Origin of the sequence: Aeromicrobium sp. Leaf272, from assembly GCF_001422865.1 — a bacterium.
GTDB lineage: Bacteria > Actinomycetota > Actinomycetes > Propionibacteriales > Nocardioidaceae > Aeromicrobium.
The window spans coordinates 15,852-40,802 of record NZ_LMMY01000015.1 but is presented as its reverse complement, the minus strand read 5'-3'; the positions used below and the strand labels follow the sequence as shown (position 1 = coordinate 40,802).

At 72.4% G+C, this 24,951-nt stretch carries 22 protein-coding genes; 9 read left to right on the top strand and 13 right to left on the bottom strand.

All coding sequences use genetic code 11. From position 1 onward, the window contains the following. Positions 1-368: 368 nt before the first annotated feature. Genes ASF38_RS15415 through dut form a run of 4 tightly spaced genes read right to left on the bottom strand, consistent with a single transcriptional unit; the run spans position 369 to position 2,531 of the window. Positions 369-1,037, bottom strand: a complete 669-nt coding sequence (locus tag ASF38_RS15415; protein ID WP_056577258.1) for a DUF3159 domain-containing protein — start codon at positions 1,035-1,037, stop codon at positions 369-371. Continuing rightward, positions 1,034-1,390, bottom strand: coding sequence for an OB-fold nucleic acid binding domain-containing protein (locus ASF38_RS15410; RefSeq protein WP_055967880.1), 357 nt, complete (start codon positions 1,388-1,390; stop codon positions 1,034-1,036). The genes ASF38_RS15415 and ASF38_RS15410 overlap by 4 nt, the downstream gene beginning before the upstream one ends. A 23-nt stretch (positions 1,391-1,413) precedes the next feature. Then, complete coding sequence (locus ASF38_RS15405; RefSeq protein ID WP_056554482.1) at positions 1,414-2,076, bottom strand: DUF3710 domain-containing protein; 663 nt, start codon at positions 2,074-2,076, stop codon at positions 1,414-1,416. Beyond that, on the bottom strand, positions 2,073-2,531 hold the full coding sequence (gene dut, locus ASF38_RS15400) for a dUTP diphosphatase (protein WP_055967875.1): 459 nt from the start codon (positions 2,529-2,531) through the stop codon (positions 2,073-2,075). Before dut ends, ASF38_RS15405 begins: the two co-directional genes overlap by 4 nt. A 51-nt stretch (positions 2,532-2,582) precedes the next feature. Between dut and ASF38_RS15395 the strand changes: the two genes are divergently transcribed. Together ASF38_RS15395 and ASF38_RS15390 are read left to right on the top strand one after the other, a co-directional pair. Then, a complete protein-coding gene (locus tag ASF38_RS15395) occupies positions 2,583-3,116 on the top strand; it encodes a DUF3093 domain-containing protein (protein WP_200914563.1) in 534 nt (177 codons plus the stop codon). A 5-nt stretch (positions 3,117-3,121) separates the two neighbouring features. Next, positions 3,122-3,589 (top strand): DUF4235 domain-containing protein, encoded by a 468-nt coding sequence (locus tag ASF38_RS15390; RefSeq protein ID WP_156366956.1) that lies wholly within the window; start codon positions 3,122-3,124, stop codon positions 3,587-3,589. An 18-nt stretch (positions 3,590-3,607) separates the two neighbouring features. Here the strand turns inward: ASF38_RS15390 and ASF38_RS15385 are convergent, their stop codons facing one another. The 3 genes from ASF38_RS15385 to ASF38_RS15375 form a co-directional block, all read right to left on the bottom strand. Then, positions 3,608-3,907, bottom strand: a complete 300-nt coding sequence (locus ASF38_RS15385; RefSeq protein ID WP_055967866.1) for a DUF4193 domain-containing protein — start codon at positions 3,905-3,907, stop codon at positions 3,608-3,610. Positions 3,908-3,971: 64 nt separating this feature from the next. After that, the gene (locus tag ASF38_RS15380) at positions 3,972-4,796 is read right to left on the bottom strand and encodes an inositol monophosphatase family protein (RefSeq protein WP_082480829.1); all 825 of its coding nucleotides are present in this window, start codon (positions 4,794-4,796) and stop codon (positions 3,972-3,974) included. Next, on the bottom strand, positions 4,793-5,845 hold the full coding sequence (locus ASF38_RS15375) for a ferrochelatase (RefSeq protein ID WP_056554473.1): 1,053 nt from the start codon (positions 5,843-5,845) through the stop codon (positions 4,793-4,795). Before ASF38_RS15375 ends, ASF38_RS15380 begins: the two co-directional genes overlap by 4 nt. A gap of 104 nt (positions 5,846-5,949) precedes the next feature. Between ASF38_RS15375 and ASF38_RS15370 the strand changes: the two genes are divergently transcribed. After that, positions 5,950-7,233 (top strand): MFS transporter, encoded by a 1,284-nt coding sequence (locus ASF38_RS15370; RefSeq protein ID WP_056577251.1) that lies wholly within the window; start codon positions 5,950-5,952, stop codon positions 7,231-7,233. 13 nt (positions 7,234-7,246) lie between these two features. Beyond that, positions 7,247-10,669 carry a bifunctional proline dehydrogenase/L-glutamate gamma-semialdehyde dehydrogenase gene (locus ASF38_RS15365; RefSeq protein WP_056577248.1) on the top strand — a complete coding sequence of 1,141 codons (3,423 nt, stop codon included), beginning with the start codon at positions 7,247-7,249 and terminating at the stop codon, positions 10,667-10,669. Between the two features lie 18 nt (positions 10,670-10,687). Here ASF38_RS15365 and ASF38_RS15360 read toward each other — a convergent pair whose 3' ends face one another. Next, complete coding sequence (locus ASF38_RS15360) at positions 10,688-11,308, bottom strand: trimeric intracellular cation channel family protein (RefSeq protein WP_156364782.1); 621 nt, start codon at positions 11,306-11,308, stop codon at positions 10,688-10,690. Positions 11,309-11,464: 156 nt separating this feature from the next. Here ASF38_RS15360 and sepH point away from each other — a divergent pair, with 156 nt between their 5' ends. Beyond that, complete coding sequence (gene sepH, locus ASF38_RS15355; protein WP_056577245.1) at positions 11,465-12,463, top strand: septation protein SepH; 999 nt, start codon at positions 11,465-11,467, stop codon at positions 12,461-12,463. Between the two features lie 75 nt (positions 12,464-12,538). Here sepH and ASF38_RS15350 read toward each other — a convergent pair whose 3' ends face one another. From ASF38_RS15350 to ASF38_RS15330, 5 genes are all read right to left on the bottom strand, one after another. After that, the gene (locus ASF38_RS15350; RefSeq protein WP_156366955.1) at positions 12,539-14,110 is read right to left on the bottom strand and encodes a hypothetical protein; all 1,572 of its coding nucleotides are present in this window, start codon (positions 14,108-14,110) and stop codon (positions 12,539-12,541) included. Positions 14,111-14,177: 67 nt separating this feature from the next. Beyond that, the gene (locus tag ASF38_RS15345) at positions 14,178-14,831 is read right to left on the bottom strand and encodes a thymidine kinase (RefSeq protein ID WP_055967848.1); all 654 of its coding nucleotides are present in this window, start codon (positions 14,829-14,831) and stop codon (positions 14,178-14,180) included. Positions 14,832-14,868: 37 nt separating this feature from the next. Continuing rightward, positions 14,869-15,978: an alkaline phosphatase family protein gene (locus tag ASF38_RS15340; protein ID WP_055967847.1), complete on the bottom strand. Its 1,110-nt coding sequence runs from the start codon at positions 15,976-15,978 to the stop codon at positions 14,869-14,871. Then, positions 15,975-16,547: a DUF5998 family protein gene (locus tag ASF38_RS15335; RefSeq protein WP_055967845.1), complete on the bottom strand. Its 573-nt coding sequence runs from the start codon at positions 16,545-16,547 to the stop codon at positions 15,975-15,977. The genes ASF38_RS15340 and ASF38_RS15335 overlap by 4 nt, the downstream gene beginning before the upstream one ends. After that, positions 16,547-19,249 (bottom strand): bifunctional GNAT family N-acetyltransferase/acetate--CoA ligase family protein, encoded by a 2,703-nt coding sequence (locus ASF38_RS15330; protein WP_235492957.1) that lies wholly within the window; start codon positions 19,247-19,249, stop codon positions 16,547-16,549. The genes ASF38_RS15335 and ASF38_RS15330 overlap by 1 nt, the downstream gene beginning before the upstream one ends. Positions 19,250-19,401: 152 nt before the next feature. Here ASF38_RS15330 and ASF38_RS15325 point away from each other — a divergent pair, with 152 nt between their 5' ends. Genes ASF38_RS15325 through ASF38_RS15310 form a run of 4 tightly spaced genes read left to right on the top strand, consistent with a single transcriptional unit; the run spans position 19,402 to position 24,948 of the window. Next, complete coding sequence (locus tag ASF38_RS15325) at positions 19,402-21,867, top strand: DNA topoisomerase (ATP-hydrolyzing) subunit A (protein WP_055967843.1); 2,466 nt, start codon at positions 19,402-19,404, stop codon at positions 21,865-21,867. Positions 21,868-21,871: 4 nt separating this feature from the next. After that, a complete protein-coding gene (locus ASF38_RS15320) occupies positions 21,872-22,615 on the top strand; it encodes an LppX_LprAFG lipoprotein (protein ID WP_055967840.1) in 744 nt (247 codons plus the stop codon). 3 nt (positions 22,616-22,618) lie between these two features. Continuing rightward, entirely contained in the window at positions 22,619-24,457 is a 1,839-nt protein-coding gene (locus ASF38_RS15315) for an MFS transporter (RefSeq protein ID WP_082480817.1), read from the top strand. Then, positions 24,454-24,948 (top strand): carbonic anhydrase, encoded by a 495-nt coding sequence (locus ASF38_RS15310; protein ID WP_055967828.1) that lies wholly within the window; start codon positions 24,454-24,456, stop codon positions 24,946-24,948. Before ASF38_RS15315 ends, ASF38_RS15310 begins: the two co-directional genes overlap by 4 nt. Positions 24,949-24,951 lie beyond the last annotated feature (3 nt).

Below are 24,951 nucleotides of genomic sequence, written 5' to 3'. Positions count from 1 at the left end.
CCCGACGCGCGAACCGGCCCCGCGGACGCAAGATTCTGCCTTCGCGTGCAGAACCCCGAACGATGCTGCGTTCACGACGGGATCCGACCACGAACGCAGCATCCTTCGACCCCTCACGCACGAACGTAGAACCTTACGTCCCCCGAGCCACGCTCCGGGAACCCGACCGGGCCCAGACCCCTCCGCCGGTCGAGGCCCTTTCGGAGCGCAGGTCGACGACGAGCCACAGCGACGCAGCCGCAGGTCGAGACCCAGCCACATCGACGCAGCCGCAGGTCGAGACCCAGCCACATCGACGCAGCCGCAGGTCGAGGCCCACCCGGAGCAGCGCAGCCGCAGGTCGAGGCCCCGCCGCCGCGACCAGCGCGTCACCGAGAAGCAGGCGGCTCCGGCTCGGCCTCGGCCTCGATCGGGGTGGAGTTGCGCGAGAGCACCCACGCCATCGCCGCGAACGCCGCGACCTGCAGGGGCCAGCCGAGCACGACCTTGGAGGTGCCGAGCAGCGCCACGTGGTCGCCGGCCCACAGCGGGTACTGCACCACGACCCGCAGGATGCAGGGTGCGGCGAAGAGCCAGGTCAGCAGCGAGCACAGACGGACGAGCTGTCGGTCCTCGTGCCACTCGGTGGGCTCGCCGGTGAGGCTGCCGATGAGGAACCCGATGAGGGGCCACCCCACGAGGATCGAGACGATGAAGACCGCCGCGTAGGCGCCGTTGTAGAGGATCCCGGGCAGGAACACGTCACGAGCCTCGCCGCTGCGCGACGCGAACACGGCGGCGATGGCGATGCCGATGAGGGCGTTCAGCACGAACTGGACTGTGGAGCGCTGGGCGAGCCGCACCACGAGCAGCAGGACCGCCGCGCCGACGCTCGCGACGAGCGAGGTCCGCAGGTCCTGCGTGCTGATCCAGCAGATCGTGAACACGATCGTGGGCACGGCGCTCTCGACGATGCCGCGCCCGCCGCCGAGCGCCTCGGAGAGCTTGGACCGCACCAGCTCCTCGACGGTGGCGACGCTCGCGCCGGCCTCGCTCATGCGTCCAGCTCGTAGCGCGGGTTGTAGAGCACGAAGGCGTCGCCGCGGCGACCGATGCGGCCGTGCACGGTCAGTCGTCGCCCGGGCTCGATGCCCTCGATCCGGCGCCGGCCCAGCCACACGAGGGTGACCTGCCCGGACCCGTCGTAGAGCTGCGCCTCGAGGGCGCTCGCACCGTCGGCGACCGGGCGGGTGGTGACGGACCGCAGCTCACCGTGCAGCGAGCAGACCGACCTCTCGGCCTGGGCGGTGAGCAACCGGCAGCCCGCGGCGTCGGCGCTGCGCTGCAGCTCCTGGTCCTCGAGCTGCTCGAGGGTCGCGCGGCGCATCGGGCGGCGCAGTCGGGATGCCATGTCTCGATCCTAGGCCGCGAACCTCAGGCCTGGGTGCCGTGGCCGGGCGGCTCCTCGGCCACCGCACCCTCGGGCACCTCGATGAGCAGGGCCTCACGCACCAGGCGCGGCTCGTCACCTCGGACGACGACGACCTCACGGAACGCACGCTCGAGCAGCCCGTCCTCGTCGGGCTCGAGCGCAGCCGATCCGAGGAAGGTCGCACGAAGCATCCAGCGCGGCCCCTCGACCGCGAGGATCCGTGACGGCTGGAAGCCGTCCTGGCCGTCGGGGAGCTTCACGGGGACCTGGACGCGGAGCTCGGGACCGAACGGTCCGTCGACCTGCTCGGCCGTGCCCTCGAGCCGCTCGACCTCCGCGAGCAGCTCGCCACGGACCTCGTCCCACAGCCCACCGCTGCGCGGCGCGGCGAAGACCCGCAGCTCGAGCCCCGACTCCTCCGTGACCAGCACGACGGACCCGGTGCTTCCGCCGTCGTCCTGGGGCACCTGGAGCTGGAAGCCGATGCGTCCGCGGATGCGCAGCGGTCCGAGGTCGATGTAGCCCGTGCCGTCCCCGGTGAAGTCTCGCGAGTCCCAGGGGCCGGACGGCTCCTCGGTGGGCGTCGTGGACACGACGTCGGGCTCCGTGCCCGTCTCGTCGGTCTGCACTGCCTGGTCGTCACGCTCTCGGCGTCGACGGATCATGCGTCCTCCCCCATGGATCGGTGGCCCCCGGTGGAGCCGTAGCCCCCGGCGCCTCGGCTGGTGTCCTCGAGTGACTCGACCTCGCGGAAGGTCACGTGCTCGACCCGCTGCACCACGAGCTGCGCGATGCGGTCGCCGCGGGCGATCCGGACGGTCTCGTGCAGGTCGTGGTTGACCAGCAGGACCTTGATCTCGCCCCGGTAGCCGGCATCGATGGTGCCGGGCGTGTTCACCACGGAGAGTCCGTGGCGCAGGGCCAGCCCGGACCGTGGGTGGACGAAGGCCGCGAAGCCGTCGGGCAGGGCCAGGGCGATGCCCGTGGGCACGAGCACGCGCTCGCCCGGCGCGAGGGTCGCATCCTCGGCGGCGTGCAGGTCGGCACCCGCGTCACCCGGGTGCGCATAGGTCGGGGCCGGGAGCCGCGGGTCGAGGCGACGCACCGCGATCTCGAGCATGCTCGCGACCCTACTCGGGCCGACCACGCCCGGATGCGGCAGGCTGGGAGCGTGCAGACCCGTCGTGAGCGACTCCTCGCTCCCCCCGCGTGGTGGATCGCCGTCGCGGCCTTCGCGATCGCGTGGGGCTGGGTGGCGTTCGTCGTCGCAGGACCGCCGACCGCGGTCGCCGTGGCCGTGGCGGTGGCCGGCGTGACGGGTGCCCTGCTGTGGTCGTACGGGTCGACGGTGCTCGAGGCCGGACCCGACGGCCTCCGTGTGGGGCGCGCCCACCTGACGCACGAGCACGTGGGCGCGGTGACGGCGCTCGACGCGGCCGGTGCACGGACCCTGCTCGGTCCCGGCGCCGACGCCCGCGCCTGGCTGCACGTCCGGCCGTACATCGCCACCGCCGTGCAGGTGGAGGTCCGCGATCCGGCCGACCCCGCGCCCTACTGGGTGGTCTCGACCCGCGATCCGTCCGCGATCGCCCAGGCCCTCGGCCGTCCTGCCGGGCCGATCCGACCCGAGGCCGGCACCCAGGGCACCCACCAGCCCAGCACCGACCAAGCCAGCACCGACCAACCCCGCACCGACCCGAGGTGACGACCATGCCCCGCAAGCGCCGACGCCGCACGTCCGCTCCCACGCTCGAGTCGGCCACGCCCGCGAGGCGACCGTCGCGCTCGAGCCGCAGCACGTGGAAGCTGCTCGACCGCGGCTCCACCGTCGCGGCGGGTCTGCTGGCACGTCAGGTCTCGACGCTGGCCTGGCGGGCCGCGACCGGCAAGAAGCCCCCGACCGCGGGGCGACACCCCGAGGTCGAGACCCGCGAGGCCGTCGCCTGGGCCGTCATCGGAGGTGCGCTCGTCGAGGTCGTGAGGCTGCTCGTGCGCCGCGGGGCGGCCGGGTACTGGGTCCGCTCGACGGGCGACCTGCCTCCGGGCATGAAGCCCCTGAAGGGCGCCGCCAAGGGTGGCGTCGCCGGAGCAGCGCAGGCGGCGGCACGGACGGTTGGAGGAACGGCGAAGCCGGCCTCCTCACGGAAGCCGGCTCCTGGTCGTCGGCGCTCGCGCTGAGCGAGCTCGGACGGTGCGTCAGTAGGCGCAGTCCCGGCAGATGAGCCGGTCGCCCTTCTCCTCGGCGAGCTGGGAACGGTGGTGCACCAGGAAGCACGACGAGCACGTGAACTCGTCGGACTTGCGCGGGACCACCTGGACGGCCAGCTCCTCGTGGGAGAGGTCGGCACCCGGCAGCTCGAACGACTCGGCCGCTTCGACCTCGTCCTCGTCCACCTTGCCCGAGTTCTTCTCGTGGCGACGCGCCTTGAGCTCCTCGATGCTGTCCTCGGACTGCTCTTCGTCAGTCTTGCGAGGCGCGTCGTAGTCGGTAGCCATGTACCCCTCCGTCGTGTGCGTTCAACCGACGGGATTGTTCCACACCGCTGCAAGCGGCCGTCGGTCAGAACCCACAAGTCCGGACGAGGTCGAAGTATTCCCCTGCAAGCGCAGGATGCGCCGCCATCACGAGGCGCAGATCCGGCGGGCCGTCGAGGCCCTCGACGAGCACACCGGCCTCGCGAGCCACCAGTCCTCCCGCAGCGAGGTCCCACGGGTGCAGCCCCTGCTCGACGTAGGCGTCCAGACGGCCTTCGGCGAGCGCGCACAGGTCGAGTGCGGCCGAACCGATCCGACGGATGTCCCTGACGTGCGGCAGCAGGCGGGCCGCGGCCGCAGCCTGGTGCTCGCGGACCTCGCGCACGTAGTTGAAGCCCGTCCCGACGAGGGCCTGGGAGAGCGGCGGCGGTTCCGGAGCACGCAGCGGCACCCGACGGTCGCCGTCCCAGCGCCAGGCGCCGCCGTCGAGCACGGCTCCCCACCGCTCCCCCGACGCGATGTTCACCACGAAGCCCGCGACGACCCGCTCGCCGGTCGCGTCGGTGACCCGCGCGGCGATGGACACGGCGTACGCGGGGATCCCGTAGACGAAGTTCACCGTTCCGTCGATGGGGTCGACCACCCAGTCGACCCCGCTCGTGCCGGCCACGTCGGCACCTTCCTCACCGACGAACCCGTCGTCGGGACGTGCAGCGAGGATGCGGTCGCGGACCAGGTCCTCGCTGGCCCGGTCGACCTCGGTGACCACGTCGATGGGGCTCGACTTGGTCGCCGCGACCGCCACGCGGCCCTCCGGCCGCTCGCGCCGCACCAGGGCGGCCGCATCGAGCCCGACCTCGTGCGCCAGGGTCAGGAGCTGCTCACGGTCCGGCAGCACGGACGAGCTCACGGGTGAGCGGGCCGGTCGCCGCGCAGGTTCGCGCAGCAGCCCGGCACGCACACGACCGGGTTGGCAGCACACCGGCCGAGCGTGGCCGGCGTCGGCGACTCGCCGCGGTCGACGGCGGCCCTCTCCTGCAGCAGGTCGGTGATCATCGCGACGAAGCCGGGGTGCGTCCCCGGCGTCGGCACGCGGACGAACCTCATGCCGAGCTTCTCGGCGGTCTCCGCCGCCTCGGTGTCGAGGTCGTACACGACCTCCATGTGGTCGGACACGAAGCCGATCGGGACGACCACGACGGACGTGACACCGTCGGCGGCCAGCTGCTCGAGGTGGTCGTTGACGTCGGGCTCCAGCCACGGGGTCCGCGGCGAGCCGGACCGGGAGCAGTACACGAGGTCCCACGGCACGTCGCGGTGCTGCGGCGCGAGACCCTCCATGACGAGCCGACCCGCCTCGAGGTGCTGGGACCGGTACGCGCCCACGCCCGGCCCGCCGCTCGCGTCGTTCATGGCGTCAGGGATCGAGTGGGTCACGAACACCACCCGCGTGCCGTCGGGAGCCTCGTCCAGGGCGGCGCCCGTGTGCTCCACGAAGGGGCCGATGAATCCCGGGTGGTTGAACGGCAGCCGGAGCCGGCTGAGCTCGATGTCGAGGCCCTCGGTCGCGTCGGCGAGGTTCTCGCGGTACTGGCGGCAGCCCGAGTACGACGAGTACGCGCTCGTCAGGAAGTAGGCGGCGTGGCGGACCCCGTCGGCGACCATCGCCTCGAGCGCCTCGCGCAGGTACGGGGTCCAGTTGCGGTTGCCCCAGTAGACCGGCAGGTCGACGTCGCGATCGGCCAGCTCGCCCTCGAGCGCCGCGATCACGTCGCGGTTCAGGTCGTTGATCGGGCTGCGCCCACCGAACAGGAAGTAGTGCTCGCCCACCTCCTCCAGCCGCTCGCGCGGGATGCCCTTGCCGGCGGTCACGTTCTCCAGGAACGGGACGACGTCGTCGGGCTTCTCCGGCCCGCCGAAGGAGACGTAGAGCAGGGCGTCGAAGGGGCGTACATCCATGACGTCATCGTCCCATGCAGGCCCCCGGCCCGCCGGGGGTAGCCTGCCTGCGCCGAGAATGACGGGACGTCGGCACCCGCCGGCGGCGACGAGGAGGTGGCACGGTGCGGTCGACCTACGGGCACGTCCTCGCACTGCCCGGCGCGGCTCTGTTCAGCCTGACCGGACTGGTGTCGCGCCTCCCGCTCTCGATGGCCTCGCTCGGACTCGTCCTGCTCGTCCGCGAGCACGGGGGCAGCTACGGCGCCGCCGGGCTGGTCGCCGCCGCCTACGTGGCGGCCGCCGCCGTCGTCGCCCCGATGCACGGACGGCTCAGCGACCGGTGGGGCCAGCGGCGCGTCCTGGTGCTCGCGGGCGCCGGCTACGCCGCCGGCATGATCGCCGTGATCCTCGCCGTGACCCGCGAGGTGGACGCACCCTGGCCGCACCTGGCCGCCGCGGTGGGCGGGGTCTTCACGCCGCAGACCGGGTCGCTCGTCCGTGCACGGTGGACCCACCTGCTGCGCGACGACCGTCCGCGGCTCACGACCGCGTTCGCGATCGAGGCCGTCATCGACGAGGTCGTCTTCATCGTCGGCCCCGTGCTCGTGACCTTCCTGACCCTGCAGGTCGCCGACGTCGCAGGCCTGGCGACGGCCACGGCGGCCGCGGTCGTGGGCAGCTGGTTCCTCGCCGCGCAGACGTCCACCGAGCCTCCGACGGGTCGGCACGGGGACGGACCCCGCCCGCCCCTCGGCTGGGCCGTCCTGGGCCCCGTGCTGGTGGCCGCGGTGGGGATCGGCGTGCTCTTCGGCTCGACCGAGGTGCTGGTCGTCGCGTTCACCGAGGCCGAGGGGTCGGCGGGCGCGGCCGGGGTGGTGCTGGCCATCTGGGCGGCCGGGAGCCTCCTGGCCGGCGTGGCGGTCGGACTGCTGCCCTCACCCTCCGACTCGGTGGCGCGGTTGCGCTGGACCGTCCTGGTCCTCGGCCTGCTGTTCGCGCCGCTGCTCCTGGCGCCGAGCATCGCCTGGCTCGCCGTCGGCATGTTCGTGACCGGCTTCATGATCTCCCCGACGATGATCGCCGCCACCAGCGTGGTCGAGGAGTACGTGCCGCCGACGCGGCTCACGGAGGCCCTCACGTGGACGAGCACCGGCCTGGCCATCGGTGTCGCCCCGGGCGCCGCGGTCGCCGGCGCCGTCGTGGACCGGTTCGGCGCCTCGGCGGGCTTCGCCGTCCCCCTCGTGGCCGGCGTCCTCGCCGCGGCCGTGGCCTGGTCCTTCCGGCCCCCGCCGCGACCGGACCGCTCCACCGACCCGCAGGCATCCGGCGCCCCGAGCCCGGCACCCCCGCCAGGCTCCTCCGCCGCCCCGAGCCCGGCACCCCCGCCAGGGCCCTCGGCGCACTAGGCTGTCGACCGAGATGAGCCCTACCGCCGAGACGCCGCCCGACGCCCCCCTCGAGGAGCGCGCGGTCGCGCTCGTCCGGCACTGGGTGACCGCCCAGCAGGGACGTGGCCGACGGACCGACCCGGCCGCCCGCCGCCTCGCGACGCTGCTCAAGGACCCGGCCGGACTCGACTTCACGATCGGCTTCGTCGACCGCGTCGTCCGCCCCGAGGACTCCGACGTCGCGGCCCGCAACCTGCGGGACCTGACCCGCTCTCTTCCGGCCTTCCTGCCCTGGACCCAGCGGGTCCTGCTGCGCACCGGCGCCTTCTTCTCGCTGCTCTTCCCGGCACTGGTCGTCGCCACCGCCCGACGCACGCTGCGCCGCATGGTGGGGCACCTCATCGCCGATGCACGGCCCGAGAAGCTCGGCGGCACGATCGCGACCCTGCGCAAGAACGGCGACCGGCTCAACCTCAACCTGCTCGGCGAGGCCGTGCTCGGCGAGGGCGAGGCCGTGCGCCGACGCGACCGCACCCTCGAGCTCCTGCGGCGCGACGACGTCGACTACGTCTCCGTGAAGGTCTCCGCCGTCGCCAGCCAGCTGTCCATGTGGGCGTTCGACGAGACCGTGGAGCGCGTGGTCGAGCGCCTCGCCCCGCTGTACGAGGTCGCCGCGGAACGCGGCTCGTTCATCAATCTCGACATGGAGGAGTACCGCGACCTCGACCTCACGATCGCGGTCTTCACACGCGTCCTGGAGGAGCACCCCGACCTCGAGGCCGGCATCGTCCTGCAGGCCTACCTCCCCGACGCCCTCGCGGCGATGCAGCGCATCCAGGCGTGGGCCCGCGCCCGCCGGGAGGCCGGCGGCGCGTCCGTGAAGGTGCGCCTCGTCAAGGGCGCCAACCTCGCCATGGAGCGGGTCGACGCCACCGTCCACGGCTGGCCCCTCGCGACGTGGTCCTCCAAGCAGGAGACCGACACGCACTACAAGCGCGTCCTGCGGTGGGCCCTCACCCCCGAGCGGATCGACGCCGTGCGGATCGGCGTGGCCGGGCAGAACCTCTTCGACGTCGCCTACGCCTGGCTGCTCGCCGGCGAGCGGTCCGTTCGCGACGGCGTCGACTTCGAGATGCTGCTGGGCATGGACTCCGGTCCCGTCGCGTCGGTGCGCGCCGACGTCGGCGCACTCCTGCTCTACACGCCCGTGGTGCACCCCGACGAGTTCGACGTCGCCATCTCCTACCTGGTCCGCCGGCTCGAGGAGAACGCCAGCTCGGAGAACTTCATGTCGGCCGCGTTCGACCTGGCCGACGACCCCTCGGCCTTCGATCGCGAGGCAGGGCGCTTCCTCGCCTCCGTGAAGGCGCTCGACGAGACCGTGCCCCCTCCGCACCGGGTCCAGGACCGTCGCACCGACGCCACCGACCACCACGTGCACGCGCACACCGACGGCTTCTCCAACACCCCCGACACGGACCCGTCCACGGCCGGGAACCGGGTGTGGGGCCGTCAGGCGCTGTCCCGGTCGACGTACACCCAGCTCGGGATCTCCACGATCGAGTCGAGCCGCGTCCACGGCCCGGCGTCCCTCGAGACCCTCGTGCGGGGCGCCCGGACCGCCGCGACCGCCTGGTCCGCCCGTGGGGCCGAGGTCCGGGCCTGGATCCTCCACCAGGCCGCCGGGGCGCTCGAGACCCGACGGGGCGACCTGGTCGCCGTCATGGCCGCCGAGACCGGCAAGACGATCGCCGAGGCCGACGTCGAGGTCAGCGAGGCCATCGACTTCGCGCACTACTACGCCGAGGCGGCGCGTCGCCTCGAGGTCGTCGACGGCGCCTCGTTCCACCCGGTCGGCCTGACGGTCGTCACCCCGCCGTGGAACTTCCCCGTCGCGATCCCGTGCGGCTCGGTGCTGTCGGCCCTCGCCGCCGGCAGCGCGGTGGTGATCAAGCCCGCTCCGCAGAGCCCCCGGTGCGCAGCCGTCATGGTGGAGGCGCTGTGGCAGGGCGGCGTGCCGCGCGAGGTGCTGCGCTACGTGAGCATGGACGAGGGCGAGCTGAGCAAGTCCCTCGTGTCCCACCCCGCGGTCGACCGGTTGATCCTCACCGGCTCCTGGGAGACGGCGGCCCTGTTCCGCTCGTGGCGGCCCGACCTGCCGCTCCTCGCCGAGACGAGTGGCAAGAACGCCCTCCTCGTCACCCCCAGCGCCGACCTCGACCTGGCCGTCGGCGACCTCGTGAAGAGCGCCTTCGGGCACGCCGGGCAGAAGTGCTCGGCGGCGAGCCTCGGCATCCTGGTCGGCTCCGTCGCCACCTCCGAGCGCTTCCGTCGCCAGCTCGTCGACGCCGTGACCTCGCTCAAGGTCGGGTGGCCCGACGATCCCGACGTCTCGGTCGGCCCGGTCGTCGAGGCGCCCTCGGGCAAGCTGCTCGACGCGCTGACGGTCCTCGACGACGGTGAGGAGTGGATCGTCCAGCCGCGTCGTCTCGACCCCACCGGTCGACTCTGGTCCCCCGGGGTGAAGGTGGGCGTGGCCCCCGGCAGCACCTACCACCGCACCGAGTACTTCGGCCCCGTCCTCGGACTCATGCACGCCGCCGACCTCGACGAGGCGATCGCCTGGCAGAACGCCACCGACTTCGGGCTCACGGCCGGCATCCACTCGCTCGACCCCGACGAGGTCAACCGCTGGATCGACACCGTGGAGGCGGGCAACCTCTACGTGAACCGCGGGATCACTGGCGCGATCGTGCAGCGCCAGCCGTTCGGCGGCTGGAAGCGGTCGAGCGTCGGCGCCTCCAGCAAGGCCGGCGGACCCAACTACCTGACCCACCTGGGCACCTGGACGCGCCGACCGCTGCGCCACGTCCCCGACGACGTCGAGCTCTCGGCCCCGGTGGCCTCCGCGCTCGCGTCGGTGACGCCGCACCTGCTCCAGTCCGACGCCGCGCAGCTCGCCGCGGCCGCCCGCTCCGACGAGCTGGCCTGGCAGCGCGAGTTCGGCCGCGAGAAGGACGTCAGCGGGCTCGGCGTCGAGCGGAACGTCTTCCGCTACCGACCGACCTCGGTCCACGTGCGCGGTGACGGCGACCTGCTCACGACCGCTCGGGTCGTCCTCGCCGGGCTCCGCGCCGGCGCCTCGGTCACGGTGTCCACGCCGGTGGCCCTGCCCGACGACCTCGCACCCGGGCACGTCGTCGAGGACGACGCCGACTGGCTGGACCGCATGTCGCGGGACCGTCCCGGACGGGTGCGCCTGCTGGGCCCGCTCGCGCGTGAGCTCGCCGCCGCCGTCGAGGGCGATCCGGACGTCGCCGTCCACGCTGGCGAGGTCACCTGGTCCGGACGGGTCGAGCTCCTGCCGTTCCTGCGCGAGCAGTCGGTCACCATCACCACGCACCGCTTCGGCAACCACGACCCGGCGTTCGACCGCGTGCTGCCCCGCCACTGATCCGGGCGAGCTCCGCCGTCAGCCGCGAGCGAGGCCCGGTGGCAGCGGCGCTCGCCACCCACGCCAGAGGGCGAGCAGCCGCCACACGACGCACAGGGCCCCGGCCGACACGTACGCCCACCACCCGAGGTCGGCGCGATGGGCCAGCACGGCCACCAGCGCGCCGGTGAACGCCGGGGTGGCGTAGAGCTCCTCGCGGAAGATCACGGGCACCCGTCCGGCGAGCACGTCGCGCAGGATGCCCCCTCCGATGGCCGTGACCATCCCCAGGAGCGCGGCGGGCAGCACCCCGAGACCGGCCTCGGCCGCCTTGACGCCGCCCGCGACGCAGAACAGCGCCGCACCCACGGCGTCGAGGACGGCGATCTGCGACTCGCGGCGCCCGAACACCGGGTGGAAGGCGAACACCACGACGGAGGCCACGGCGGGCACGACGAGGTAGCGCCAGTCCAGGAGGGCCGCCGGCGGGACGTCGCCGATGAGGACGTCGCGGAGCACGCCGCCGCCGAGCCCGGTGACCAGTCCGAGGACCGACGCGCCGAACACGTCGAGCTCCTTGCGCACCGCCACGATGGCGCCGGTGCAGGCGAACACGGCGATGCCCACCAGGTCGAGCGTCACGATCCACACGTCAGGCACGGATCGACCCTAGGACACGTCGTGGCAGGTCGTCGGCCGAGTCGTCAGCCCAGTCGTCAGCCCAGTCGTCGGCCCAGTCCTCTGGGCACGCGTGTCGCCACGGTTTGGCCGGGGACGGAGCCTAGGATGACGAAGCAACCAGTGGGAGGACGCTCGATGCGCGAACTCGGCCCCGATCGGCTCAGCGACGACGGACGTTTCCTCGTCCTGCGCGAAGCCGGCCGTCCCGAGCTGTTCCGCGTCCCGATCGATCGACGGCTCGCCGCACTCGTCGACGCCTCCCCCCGTGCCCGCGGCCGCGCACACGGCCAGATGGAGATCACGATGGAAAGCACGCTCAGCCCCCGCGACATCCAGGCCAGGATCCGGCGCGGGGAGAGTCCCGACCAGGTCGCCGAGTCGGCCGGCGTGCCGACCGAGCAAATCGAGGGGTTCGCCACCCCGGTGCTCGCCGAGCGTGCCTACGTGGCCGAGCAGGCGCGCTCGACCACCATCCGCCGTCGGCACGCCACCGGACCGGGCGTCCTGCTCGGGTCCGCGGTCGACGAGAGCGTGGCCGCAGACGGCGGCGTTCCCGAGGACGTCAGCTGGGACGCCTGGCGCCGCGAGGACGGTCGCTGGACCGTCCAGGTGCTCGCGCCCAGCGCGCTCGAGCCGGCCACCTTCTGCTACGACGCCAAGAGCCGGTACGTCGTCCCCGACGACGAGACCGCTCGCCGGCTCGTGGGCGACGTCGCTCCGCCGGAGGCCTCCGACATGGCCATCGCCGACGCCCTGCGCCCCGACGAGGACCGTCCTGCAACGCCGGCCGCGGACGAGGCCCGCTCCGCCGAGCCCGTCGCGCCGAGCGACGACGCACCTCGTCACGAGGTCGACGCCGGGCTCCACGCACCCGTGCACTCCCTCAAGGAGGCCCGCGACCGGCGCGCGATGGAGCAGCTGTCCCTCACCGAGGACATCGCCCCCCAGGAGCAGGACACGTCCGACGACGCCGACCAGGAGCCCGCCGAGGCGCACCACCAGGTCGACGAGGACCTGGACGAGGAGGAGGGCCACGTGGCCGTCCCCGACACCGTCGCCCCGCGCAAGAAGCGCCCCGAGCGTCGGCGGGTGCCCAGCTGGGACGAGATCATGTTCGGCGGGCGGAACGACTGAGCACCACCGACCACCCAGGACGAACGGACGAGGGCCCCGACCGCCGAGCGGTCGGGGCCCTCCTCCGTGCAGGGCTCAGCTGGTGGAGCACTCCGAGGGCGTGTCGATCGAGGCGCTCGCGCTCGAGCGCCACGGCATGAGCACCTCGGACACGATCTGGCCCACCGAGCTGCCCGAGCGGTACGTGTTCTTGTAGACGGTCAACCGGCGCCACGGCTCCTTGGCGAGGATCCGCTCCGCGGTAGCGGCGTCCTTGCCGGCCGAGAAGAGCGCGACACGGTCGGCCGGGCCCTGCGCCTGGTTGCTGCACCAGTGCGCCTGCAGGGTGCCCTGCGTCGGGTACGTGTTGATGGACCGAAGCTTCTCGGTCACCCCGCGCGAGTTCGTGAACGAGTAGTGGGGCGAGTCGTAGGTCCGCACCAGCATGGGCTCGGGCACGTCGACGAACCGGTTGTTCCTGATCGTCGGGTTCTCCGCGCCCTGGCTGATGACCGCGGTGGCCGGCAGGTTGTTGCTGGCGTTGCGCCGGGTGGTGATGCCGTCGATCAGGTTGCCCTCGAGCACCGGCGAACGCCAGTTCAGCATCTTCACCGCGTCGAACCGGGAGTCGACGATCCGGTTGTTCTTGAGCACGACCGCGGTGTGGTACCGCAGGCTCCAGTCCTCCTGCTTGCGCGGCGTCGTCACCCGGGCCACGGCCGACATGACGTGCGTGCCGACGGCCCGGTTCTGGTACAGGAAGTCGTTGTCCTCGATCGTGAGGCGGTTGTTGCCGTACCGGTCCATGGCGCCCCACGTGTAGTTCACGCCCTTGGTCCGACTGTCCGGCGTGTCCACGTTGATGGCCTCGGCGTTGGGGTTGGCCTTGGTGCCCGCCTTGCCGTCACCACGGACGTCGTTGACGAAGTCGTTGCCCTTCACGACGGTGTCCTGCGAGGCGCTGACCTCGAGGAAGTGGCCGAGGTGGTTGTTGCGGAAGCGGATCCCCTCGACCCGCACGTTGCTGGCGTGGCCGATCACGACGCCGTAGACCTTGTCGAAGGCCGGGTGGACCGTCCCCATCATGTTGATCGTGGCGCTGCCGTCGCCCGGGCCGCGGAAGGTGATGTTGCGCTCGCCGTCGTAGCCCTTCACCGCGTTCGAGCGCAGGGCTCGGGTCGGCGAGATCGTCTGGAACATCGAGCTCGAGGCCCGGACGCCGGAGATGCCCGTGGTCATCAGCTTGTTGATCGTGGTGCCCGACGACAGCACGACCGTGGTGTCCGACGGCACGAAGATCGCGTTCGACAGCTTGAAGGTGCCCGGCGCGAAGGTGATCGTGCGGTTCTTGCGGTTGCCGCTGAAGCTGTTCGCCTTCTCGATGAGGCTCAGGCACGCGTTGAGCCGATAGCTGTCGGAGGTGTAGACGTTGTACTTCGTGAAGCGGGTGACGTCGTAGCCGTCGGCGTTCAGCATCTTGTTGGGCAGCCGGGCCGTGCGCGTCTTGAAGGCGGCCTGCGTCTCGAAGGTCGTGCAGGTCGAGGCGAGCCACTGCTCGACCTTGGCCTTCGTCATCGAGACGCGGGCGGAGGCCGACGAGGGAACGAGGAGTGCGGCGACCACACCGCCGACGAGGATCAGCGTGAGAGCCCGAGAAACAGTACGCATTGGTCGATGGTCCCAGACATTTCTGCCATGTGCGCGCGATAGTGAGGACCAAAGTCCTTTATTTATCTCAGGGGAAAGGCAGGACGTCCGGAGAAAGTGCGGCAGCCTTCGCCGATTCCGCGGTCATGCGGCGCCGATGGTGTCGGCGGCACAGGACCTCGTACCCCACCGAGGGCCGCGGCCGCTGGGGGTCGTCGACGTCCCCGACCACGATCACCTCACCCTCGGTGACCATCTCCCCGTCCTCGGTGCGGGCGTTGTGCGTCGCCCGTTCACCGCACCAGCAGAGTGCCTCGACCTGGAGCGGAAGCATGCGGTCGGCCAGCTCCACGAGTCGGGCCGATCCGTCGAACATGCGCGTGCGGAAGTCCGTCAGGATGCCGAAGCAGAAGACGTCGATGTCGAGCTCGTCGGCGATCTTGGCCAGCTGCTCGACCTGGTCGCGCGTGTAGAACTGCGCCTCGTCGCACACGAGGTAGTCGATGCGCCCGCCCTGGGTCAGCTCGGTCACGACGTGCTCCCAGAAGTGCAGGGAGTCGTCGACCTCCGTCGCCGGGACCGCCAGCCCGAGCCGGCTCGAGAGCGTCGCCTCACCGGCGCGGTCGTGCGACGTGAACACCCGGCCCACGCGCCCGCGGGCCCGGTGGTTGTGGTCGAGCTGCAGGGCGAGCGTGCTCTTCCCGCAGTCCATCGTCCCGGAGTAGAAGGTCAGCTCGGCCACGGGACCATCCTGCCAGCGGCGGTGCCCGTCGTCGTGCTCAGGTGGCGAGGAGCACGGGGACGCGCAGCTCGGCCTCGCTGACCGATCCGTGGAAGCCCTTCATGCGCATCTCGAGCGGGAAGTCGTCGGTGCTGAAGACGGCGAAGTCGCCGAGGGCGGCGACCACCACGTCGCCGATGCGGCCCGCGACGGCCGGGTCGAGGGGACCGAACCAGTCGTCGAGCTCGTCGCGGGTGCGCACGTCGGCACGCTCCCCGCAGAAGTCCCGCCACCGGGCCGCGACGGCCTCGCGGTCGTGGCGGGCGGTGTACAGGTGCCGGAAGCGCGCCTCGCCGGCCAGCAGGTCCACGCCCTCCAGCAGCGCGGGAGTCGTGCTGACGTCGAAGCGCCCTTCGTCGGGGAGGTCGACCATGCCGTGGTCCGCGGTCACGAGGAGCACCGTGTCGGGCGGGAGGAGGTCCCGCAGCTGGGCCGTCTCACGGTCGACGGTCGTGAGGACGTCGCGCCACTCCTGCGACGTGCAGCCGTGCGCGTGACCGGCGTGGTCGAGGCGGGACTCGTAGGCGTAGACCACCGAGCTCGCGGCGTCCTCGACCACCTCGGCCACCACGTCGAGCCGCTCCCAGATGGAGCCGACCCCGTGGAAGGGCGCGCCCCGCTGGCTGCACAACGTCAGCCCCGTGCCCTCGAAGCGTGCCTCGTTGACGCTCCCGGCGTTGACCCCCGCCTCGTGAAGTCGCTGCAGGACGGTGGGGTGGCGCTGCCACTGCAGCGCGTCGACGTCCTGGTCCCAGGCCAGGGCGTTGAGACGTCGCCCGGTCTCCGGCACGCGCGAGGTGTAGCCGACGACCCCGTGCACGCCGGCGCGAAGTCCCGTCCCGAGCGACGTGAGGCTCGTGACGGTCGTGGACGGGACACCGCACACCACGTCGGGGACCGACGGCAGCGACGACAAGAAGGGGGCGAGGTGGGCGTGCTCGCGCAGGAGCTGCTCCCCCATGCCGTCGACCAGCAGCACGACGTAGCGCGGGGCGGCCGGAAGCCCGAGGGTGTCGACCAGACCGGCGAGTCCGCCGCCGGCGACCGCTCCGGCCGACGTGAGGACCTCGTGCAGACCGTGCCGACCCCGCGGGCCGGGCGCGGTCACGCCGTTCCGGTCGTGGCGGCGGACAGCTGACGGGCGAACACCAGGAGGCGCTCGACGGCCACGCCGCCGTCGGCCGCTGCGCTCAGGCGCAACGAGAAGTCGTCGCCGGTCAGGTTGCCGGTGTACCCGTGGTCGGCCTCGCAGTCGGGGTCGCTGCACTGGGCGGGCTCGAGGTCCAGGTGCGACACGGCACCCCACCCGATGGTGACCACGGCCTCCTCGAGGGTGCCGGAGGTGGCCACCATCCGGGTCACGACCACCGACCTGATCCGGTGGATCGACACGGCCTCGCTCGTCGTGGAGGTGTAGGGCCGCGGCAGGAGGTCGTCGGGCGGGTGCTCGTCGGTGTGCACGAGCACGACCCGCGACGGCGTCATCACGAGCACCGTCATGTGGCGACGGATCTCGTCGCGCTCGAACGTCGGTTCGTGGTGGACCACGTGCGCGAGGACGTCCTCGCCCGCCAGGGCGTCACGCAGGCCTGCCGTCACGATCTCGGGGTAGTAGCCGCTGCGCTCGATCTCCTGGAACACGTCGGCGGCGGGCCCGACGGGGCGCTCACGTCTCATCACGCCAGCGTATCCCTGACCGGACTGCTCAGACGCCGCACGTACCGCTCCTCGCGACGGTCCGTGGCCGGCACCACCTTGGCGCGGGCGCTCAACGCCGTCAGTCCGGTCTCGTGCACCAGCACGGGCTCCAGGTCGAGCTCGGCGATCTCGGGCAGGTCGTCCTTCAGCGCCGCCAGCCGCAGGATGGTGTCCTGGATCGCCGGGGTGTCGACCGGGTCGGACCCGCGGTAGCCGTACAGCAGCGGCGCGGACCGCAGGTCGCGGATCATCGACTCCGCATCGGCGTCGGTCAGGGGCGGGATGCCGTAGGCGCGGTCGCCCAGGAGCTCGCTCGAGGCGCCCGCGAGGCCGAAGGAGACCAGCGGTCCGAACAGGGCGTCCTCGGTGACCGTGAACGACAGCGGGATGCCGTCGGGGGCGGAACGCTGGACGAAGAAGCGGGTGTCGGCACGCATGCCCGGCCAGGACGTCAGCTGGTCCCACGCCTCGAACATGTCGGCACGGTCCTGGATCCCGCGCCAGATGTGCGCGAGGTCGGGGCGGGCGCGCAGGTGCTCGCTGCCGGCCTTGAGCACGACGTCCCAGCCCAGCTGCTCCGCGGCGGCGACGGCCTCCTCCGGGTCGTGGACGTTGATCCACGTCCACAGGTCGATCCCGTAGCAGGCCAGGAGCGCGTGCACCTGCTCCGTCGAGAGGATCGCGCCTCGCGGCGCGTGCGCCAGCACGTCGCGCACGAGGGCGCGGGCGTCGCCGGTGCGGAAGTCGTCGTGGGCGCGGAACTCGCCGTGGTCCCGAGCCGCCCACTCCGCGTAGGTGACCACACGGGCGAGGGCACGCACGGCCGACTCCGGTGCCGGGTACGACGGCACGGAGCCGCGGCCCGCGGAGCCACCCTGGACGTCGGGCACGCGGAGCAGCTCGGGGATGCCCTCGGTGCCGAGGAAGGTCGAGACGATCGGCTTGTCGGACTGCTCGCCGATCGAGGCCAGCACGTTCGCGACCTCCTCGCCGGAGGTGTTGAGCGGCGGGATGTAGACGACCATCAGGGCGTCGATGTCGTCGGACGCCAGAGCGTTCTCGATGGCGACCTCGAAGTCGTCGGCGCCGGCGTCGGCGCCCAGCGGCACCGAGTCCGCGACCTGCAGACCGGTGGCGGTCGCGGCGTCGGCCACGAGCAGGCCCATGGCGTCGGAGTTGCCCACGACGCAGATCCGGTTGCCGCGCGGCAGCGGCTGGTGGGCCACGAGCTGCGCGACGTCGAACATCTCCTCGAGCGTGTCGACCTGGACCACGCCGGCCTGCCGGAACATCGCGTCGACCGCAGCCTGCGGCGCCGTGCTGCGCTTGACCGCGTGGCCCACGGGCACGCCCTGGGTGGAGCGGCCCGACTTCACCGCGACGATGGGCTTGGACTCCGAGACCCGGCGAGCGATGCGCGAGAACTTGCGCGGGTTGCCGATGGACTCGAGGTAGAGGAGGACGACCTCGGTGTCGTCGTCCTCCTGCCAGTACTGGAGGAGGTCGTTGCCGGACACGTCGGCACGGTTGCCCGCCGAGACGAACGTCGAGAGGCCGAGGCCACGTCGGGACACCGACTCCAGGATCGCCGTGCCGAGGGCACCGGACTGGCAGAAGAACCCGACGCGCCCCTGGGGCGGCATGGCCGTGGAGAGGGAGGCGTTCAGCTGGACCCCGGGGGCGGTGTTGATGACACCGAGGCAGTTGGGACCGACGAGGCGCAGGCCGTACGTGCGGGAGAGGTCGAGTAGCGTCCGCTGGCGCTGTCGACCCTCGGCACCCTCCTCGGCGAACCCGGCCGAGATGACCACCAGCCCGTGCACGCCCTTCGCCGCGCAGTCGCGGACGACGTCGTTCACCGAGTCGGCCGGCACGGCCACGATGGCCAGGTCGACCTCGTGCGGGATGTCCTTGACGCTCTTGAAGGCGGGCAGCCCCGAGACCGCCTCGGCCTGGCTGTTCACGGCGTAGACGCTGCCCTGGTAGTCGCCGAGGACGAGGTTGCGCACCACCGTCTGGCCGATCGACCGCTGGCGCCGGCTGGCTCCCACGACGGCGATGCTGCGCGCCGCGAAGATCCGCTCGATGGACGCGGCCTCGGCGCGCTGCTCGCGCGAGCGCATGACGCCCACGGCCGAGTCGGTGGGATCGATCCGGAACGACAGCTGCTGGACGCCGTCCTCGACCACGCCCTCGACGGAGTAGCCCATCTCGCGGAACACCTGGAGCATGCGGTGGTTGCTCGGCAGCACGTCCGCGGTGAACTTGGTGAGGCCTCGTTCGCGGCCCGCCTGGGCGAGGTGCTCGAGCAGGAGCTGGCCCACGCCCCGACCCTGGTGGGCGTCCTCCACGAGGAAGGCCACCTCGGCCACGTCGTCGCTGACCGCGTCGTAGCGCCCGACGCCGATGATCGTGTCGTGCAGCGTCAGCACGAAGGCGACCCGGCGATCGAGGTCGACGTGCGTGAAGCGTGCGACGTCGCGCTCGGACAGCGTGGGGTACGGGGCGAAGAACCGGTAGTACTTGGACTCGTCGGAGACGCGTGAGTAGAACGCGACGAAGGCCTCGGTGTCCTCGGGGGTGATGGGCCGGACCTGGGCGACGCGGCCGTCCTTCAGCAGGACGTCCGCCTCCCACATCCGGGCACGGTCGGCCGGCGTCGTCGAGGCGTCCTGCGTCACGCGCTTAAACCTACCCCGTACGGGCGCCCGTCCCGGGCGCGGAGGAGCCCGGGCGTCCCTCGGGCGGCGTGGCGGCTGGGGCGCACGGCCCCGGACCGGGAGAATCGAGAGGTCGCCCATCGGGTGGCACGTCGTCAGCCAGGAGAGGATGCATGGCCCGCAGCAGCACCCCGAACCCCCCCGAGGAGTTCGACGAGCACATCATCGACACCGACATCACGGACGAGATGAGTGCGAGCTACATCGAGTACGCGTACTCGGTGATCTACTCCCGCGCCATCCCCGACGCCCGCGACGGGCTCAAGCCCGTCCAGCGGCGCACCCTCTTCACGATGGACGACATGGGGCTGCGCAACGACCGCGGCCACGTCAAGAGCGCCCGTGTCGTCGGCGAGGTCATGGGTCGGCTGCACCCGCACGGCGACAGCGCCATCTACGACGCGCTCGTCCGGCTGGTCCAGCCGTGGTCCATGCGACTCCCGCTGGTGGACGGCCACGGCAACTTCGGCTCGCCGGACGACCCGCCCGCGGCCATGCGCTACACCGAGTGCCGCATGGACGAGGCCGCCGAGGCCATGACGGCCTCCATCGACGAGGACACCGTCGACTTCAAGCCCAACTACGACGGTCGTGAGCTGGAGCCGAGCGTGCTGCCGGCCTCGCTGCCGAACCTCCTGGTCAACGGCGCATCCGGCATCGCCGTCGGCATGGCCACGAACATCGCCCCGCACAACCTCGTGGAGGTCGTGCAGGCGCTGCGCCACCTGATCGAGCACCCGCGGGCCGACCTCGACGACCTCATGCGCTTCATCCCCGGCCCCGACCTGCCGACCGGCGGCAAGATCGTCGGGCTCGACGGCGTCCGCGACGCGTACGCCACGGGCAACGGCTCCTTCCGGATGCGCGCCACCACGCGGGTCGAGAACGTGACCCCTCGCCGCAAGGGCATCGTGGTCACCGAGCTGCCCTACAACGTCGGCACCGAGAAGGTCGTCGAGGCCATCAAGAAGCTGGTCCAGGCCAAGAAGCTCCAGGGCATCTCCGACATCAAGAACCTGACCGACCGGCACAAGGGCCTGCAGCTGGTGATCGAGGTCAAGAACGGCATCGTGCCCGAGGTGCTCCTCGAGCAGCTCTACAAGCACACGCCGATGGAGTCGTCGTTCTCGATCAACGCGGTCGCCCTCGTCGACGGCCAGCCCCGCACGCTGGGCCTCAAGGAGATGCTCGAGGTCTTCCTGGCGCACCGGTTCCAGGTGGTCCGTCGGCGCAGCGAGTTCCGGCGCGCCAAGGCCGCCGCCCGGCTGCACCTCGTCGAGGGGCTGCTGGTCGCGATCCTCGACATCGACGAGGTCATCCAGCTGATCCGCAGCAGCGACAACCGCGGCGAGGCACGCAGCCGCCTCATGGGGGTCTTCGACCTCAGCGAGGCCCAGGCCGACTTCATCCTCGACCGCACGCTGGGCAGCCTCACCCGGTTCTCGCGGATCGAGCTCGAGAAGGAGGCCGACGAGCTGCGCGCCGCGATCGAGCGGCTCGAGGAGATCCTCGGCGACGACGGCGTGCTGCGTGCGGTCGTCTCCGACGAGCTCGACGCAGCGGCCCAGCGCTTCGGGACGCCCCGACGCACGGTGCTGCTGGAGTCCGCCGGTCAGACCGTCACGGCCGCGGCGCAGCTCGAGGTCGCCGACGACCCGTGCTGGGTGCTGCTGTCGGCCACGGGGCTGCTGGCCCGCACGAGCGACGACTCCCCGCTCGGCGACGTCGGTCGACGCTCCAAGCACGACGTGGTCGTCTCGGCCGTGGCGGCGACGGCGCGCGGCCAGGTGGGCCTGGTCACCGCCGACGGCACCGTGCACCGGCTCGACGTCCTCGACATCCCGACCTTGCCGGCCACCGCCCAGGCCCCGCACCTGCAGGGCGGCCTGCCGCTGCGCGAGCTGCTCGCGACCTCGGCACCTGCGCTGTGCCTCATGTCGCTCGAGGCCGAGGGCCCCGGGCTTGCACTGGCCACCCGCGCCGGTGTGGTCAAGCGGGTCAAGCCCGAGGTGCTGTCGCGTGACTCCTGGGAGGTCATCGGCCTCGCCGACGGCGACACCCTGGTGGGCGCCGCGCCGCTGGCCACCGGCGACGAGCAGCTCGTCCTCGTCACCTCCGACGCCCAGCTGCTGCGCTTCGAGGCCGGCCTGGTCCGTCCGCAGGGTCGCGGCGGCGGCGGTGTGGCGGGCGTCAAGCTGGCGGCAGGTCAGCGGGTGGTCGGCTTCGGCGTGGTGCGCGACGTCGAGTCCGCCCACGTGCTCACGATCTCCGGCTCGGGCGACGCGCTGCCGGGCACGCAGACCGGGGCCGCGAAGGTCAGCCCGCTCTCGGCCTACCCGGCCAAGGGCCGGGCCACCGGCGGCGTGCGCTGCCACCGGCTGCTCAAGGGCGAGGACGGCCTGATCCTCGGCTGGGTCGGCGACGGAACCCCCGTGGCGTGCGCCACCAGCGGGTCCCCCGTCGACCTGCCCGAGATCGACCCCAGGCGCGACGGCTCCGGGGTCGCGGTCGCCCAGCCCGTGCTCGCCGCCGCCTCGCCCGCAGGTCTGCTCCCCGGACTCCCGACCGTGCGAGACTGAGCGCGTGCGTCCCACCTCTCGTCCCGCCCGCTCCCGCGTCCTCCTCGTCGTCGCCACCGCCCTCGCCGGCGCGCTGCTCGTCGGCTGCACCGGAGGCGGTGACGACGCCGATCCCGGCACCGACACCTCGGCCCTGCAGAAGCGGCTCGACACGGCCAAGAAGACGATCGACGAGGCCGAGACGGTCGAGGTCTCGCTCGCGACGTCCTCGGTGCCCGACGGCGTCTCGGGCCTGCTCTCGGCCAAGGGCAAGGGCAACCACTCCCCCGCCTTCACCGGCGACGTGAAGGTCTCCACCGGCGGAGCGACCCTGTCGGCCGAGGTGGTCGCCGTGGACGGGACGGTCTACGCCAAGACCGACATCACCCCGGTGTACCTCACGATCGACCCGGCGTCCCTGAAGGCCCCGGACCCCGCAGGGCTCATCGACGCCGACACGGGTCTCACCCAGATCCTGGTGCAGACCGACGACCTCGAGGAGGGCAAGAAGTCGCGCGACGGCCAGGACGTCCTGACCTCCGTCACGGGCACCCTGCCCGGGTCCGTCGTGTCGCAGATCATCCCCTCGGCCACCAAGGGTGCACGCTTCGACGTCACGTACCGGCTCACCGACGACGACGTGCTGCGCGACGCCACGATGTCCGGCCCGTTCTACGGCGGCAGCACGGACGTCACGTACACGGTGCGTCTGGCCACCTCCGACGAGCCGATCGAGATCGAGGCACCGGCCCGCACCGGCGGCAGCTGACCCGTGCAGGACTCCGGCAGCTCGGCCGACGAGGTCGACGACGCCCGATCCGAGTCGTCGTCGGGCCCCGTGCTGGCGTCACGGACGCTGCTCGGGCTCGCCGCGGTGGCGATCGCCTTCGCGGCCGCCGACACGTACGTGGTCGTGCTGGCCCTGCCCGAGATGATGTCGGCCAGCGGGCTCGACGTCGACGAGCTGCAGCGTGCCGCCCCGATCATCTCGGGCTTCCTCCTGGGCTACGTGGGCGTGCTGCCGCTCATCGGGAGGATCTCCGACCTCCGCGGCCGCGTCCCGGTGCTCCTCGGCTCGCTCGTCGTCTTCGCGGTGGGCTCCCTCGTGACCGCCGCCGCCTACGACCTGAGCACGATCGTCGCCGGGCGACTGCTCCAGGGCGTCGGCGGCGGCGGACTCATCCCTCCCACGCTGGCGCTCGTCGCCGACCTGTGGCCGCCCCGCCGACGCGGGCTCCCCCTCGGGGTCGTGGGCGCCGTGCAGGAGCTCGGGAGCGTGCTGGGGCCGCTGTACGGAGCGGTCGTGCTGGCCTTCGGCTCGTGGCGGGACATCTTCTGGCTCAACGCTGCCGTCGGGCTGGTCCTGGCCGCCGTCATGCTGCGGCTGCGTGACGCCGCCCCCGCCGCCCCGCCGCGCGGTCACGCCGCCGCGTCACCCGACCGCCCGCCCGGTCGGCCCGACCTGCCCGGCTTCGGCCTGCTGGCCCTCGCGCTGACGGGCCTCTCGCTGGTCATGCTGCAGCCCGAACGCCTCGTCACCGGCGTCACCGCCGGGCTGGCGTTCCTTCCGGTCACCGGCGACTCCCGCTGGCTGACCCCGCTCGCGCTCGGCACCTACGTCGTCGCCGCCCTGTTCGTGGTGCGCCAGGCCACCGCCCGCCGGCCGCTCGTGCAGTGGCGCAGCTGGGGCGAGATCGCGCGCAGCACCGACCTCGTCGGGGCCGCACTCCTCGCGATCGCCCTCGCCGCGGTGATCGTGACCTTCGCCTCGGCCGAGCCGGAGTCCGGCACGCTCTCGCCCCAGGCCCCGTGGCTCCTGCCCGTCGCCGCCCTGGCGACCGTCGGGTTCGTGTACCGGCAGCGCACGGCGACCGAGCCCCTGGTCCCGCGCGGCGCCCTGTCGGCCCGGCCGGCCTGGGGCGCCCTCGTCGTCTCCTTCGTCATCGGGGCAGCCCTGATCGCGGCTCTCGTCGACATCCCCTTCTTCGCCCGGCTCACCGTCCACCGGGACTCCCAGCTCGACGCGGCCCTCGTGCTCGTGCGCTTCCTGGTGGCACTCCCGGTGGGCGCGGTCCTCGGCGGCTGGCTCCTGCGCCGCGTACCGGCGTCGTGGCTGACCGCGGTGGCCATGCTGGTCAGTGCGGCCGCGTTCTGGCACATGGCCACGTGGGACGCGCAGTCGTTGGCCAGCGAGTGGGAGACGCTCTCGCTCGTGGCGGCCGGACTGGGCTTCGGGCTCGCGATCGCACCGGTCAACGCCGTGCTGCTCGAGCACACCGCCGACGCCGTCCACGGCGTCGCGAGCGCCCTGCTCATCGTGGCCCGCATGGTCGGCATGCTCATCGGCGTCTCGGCGCTGACGACCATCGGGCTGCGGGCGTTCTACTCGGCCTCGTCGCGGATCCCGGCGGCGGCGGACCTCTGCACCGGGGAGGTCCAGCTCTGCCAGGCGTACCGTGACGCGGTGCGCGACGCCGGCATCGCGCAGCTGCACGCCGTGTTCCTCGGGGCAGCCGTCTGCGCGGTCGTCGCGGCGGGCCTGTCGCTCTGGCTCCTACGTGAACCTGCTCATACCCGCACGCGCAGCAGCGGTACTACGCTGCCCCTGTGACGGACTTCGACGACCTTCTCGCAGCCAACCGAACCTTCGCCGACTCCTTCGCCCTCACCGGCTTCGACGGCATCGCCCGTGCCGGTGTGGCCATGGTGACGTGCATGGACTCGCGCATCGACCCGCTCGGCATGATCGGCCTCCAGCCCGGTGACGCGAAGATCCTGCGCAACCCCGGCGGCCGGGTGAACGACGACGAGCTCGTGGCCCTCGTGCTGGGCGTGCACCTGCTCCAGGTGAAGCGCGTCCTCGTGGTCGAGCACACCCGGTGCGCGATGGCCTCCTCCACGGAGGAGCAGATCCACGAGCGCGTCTCCAGCAGCACCGGCACCGACTCCACCTGGATGAGCATCGGCCCGATCGACGACCAGCAGCGCCAGCTCCGGGCCGACGTGCACCGCGTGACCTCGCACCCGCTCATCCCGGACTCGATCGACGTCGGCGGCTTCCTGTACGACGTCGACACCGGACTGCTGCAGCAGGTCGTCTGAGCC